Annotated in this window: 2 protein-coding genes; both read right to left on the bottom strand. The window is 49.1% G+C overall.

Going from position 1 to position 1,381, the window contains the following annotated elements; all coding sequences use genetic code 11:
• On the bottom strand, window positions 1-919 hold a 919-nt coding region (locus R7Q47_RS24605), incomplete at its 3' end, for a Crp/Fnr family transcriptional regulator (RefSeq protein ID WP_318089870.1).
• 3 nt (window positions 920-922) lie between these two features.
• Window positions 923-1,381, bottom strand: a 459-nt coding sequence (locus tag R7Q47_RS24600; protein ID WP_318089868.1) for an SLC13 family permease, incomplete at its 5' end; no start/stop codon positions are given.

Here is a 1,381-nt window from a genome sequence, read left to right as displayed (position 1 = left end):
ACGCCAATGCCCGATTTATTGAATCGTTAATGTTGATGGCCTCATCAAGGTCGATATCCGTTCTGCCCAATTGCTTAACGGAACGAACAATGCCAACCGTATGCTTAGACGCGATACGCAAGTCGTGCAGGTCTCGCCCAACTTGCCAGTAACGAATCGCCTCTTCTGGCCTTTTTAACCAATGCTCCGAGAGGTAGTTACTCGGCACGGCTCGCGCTAAATCACGCGCCAACTCTTTAGGCAACCCATAATATTTTTCGAAATGACGACCGCGCTTTCTCGCTTCACTAGACGATACTTTTTGCCCTTGCATCAAACCAAAATCAAAGAACTGACTCGCCTCTGGATGCACTTCTTCAAGCAGCGTCATGATGACGGACTCTAAACGCTCCGATTTACTGCTGACCACACCAATCGCATTGTTAAGTTCGTGTGCGATACCTGCGGCTAACTGACCGAGTGTTGTCATTTGCTCTGCGGTGTGGAGCTTCTGCAGCGCCTTCTCTTTGGCTATCGCTTCTTGCATCGCGCGGCGCTGACGGCGAGACAACTCATTCACCATTACGGGCATAAACTGTGTGGTTAATGGCCCGTAAGTTTCTTCTTCAACGGCTGGCGTATCGCGTTCTATCCACGCAAGTTCTACATCGGTTTGTGCAATCACCGTAGATGAGGCAGTCCATGTTCCTGAAAAAAAACTGTGCACTCCAATAAATGCCCCTTGAGAGGCAGAAAATACCTGAATGGGTTTTCTGTCTTCGTCCGCATAGAAGCCAGCAAGCTCGCCAGAGAGCACATAATATAGACGGTCGTTGTAGCCTTGCTGTTCGATCAATACGGAGCCGGCCAACACAGTCAGCCGACGTTCGATATGATTAAAGTAGCGTTCTACTAACGCATCTAACTTGGTTTCGTACATGTATTACCCAATATGCCCAACCGTATGAAGAATCCACACCATCACAAAGCTTAGCAGCACACCAACAATACCAAGTACCGCACCCACTTTCGCCATTTGGCTACTTTCTACATGACCAGTGGCATGCGCGAGCGCGTTAGGCGGTGTACTGATAGGCAGTGACATACCAAGCGAAGCCGCGAAGGTCACAACAAGGATAAGCGTGACTTCACCACCTAATGGCGTTAAAGAAGCCATGGACGTACCAAGTGCAGCCATTATTGGCATCAGCAAGTTGGCTGTGGCCGTGTGTGACATGAAGTTTGCCATTAGTAAGCAAAGGAATGCCGCGCCGAATAGCACCACATAAGGCGAGAATTCATCAAACGGAATACTGTGTACCACCAGCTTCGCAAGCCCTGTTTTGTCGAGCGCTAAACCGAGAGCAATACCACCCGATACTAAACAAAGTACATCCCATGA

The organism is Vibrio sp. Vb0349 (assembly GCF_033338975.1).
This window is presented reverse-complemented; position numbering and strand designations above follow the sequence as displayed.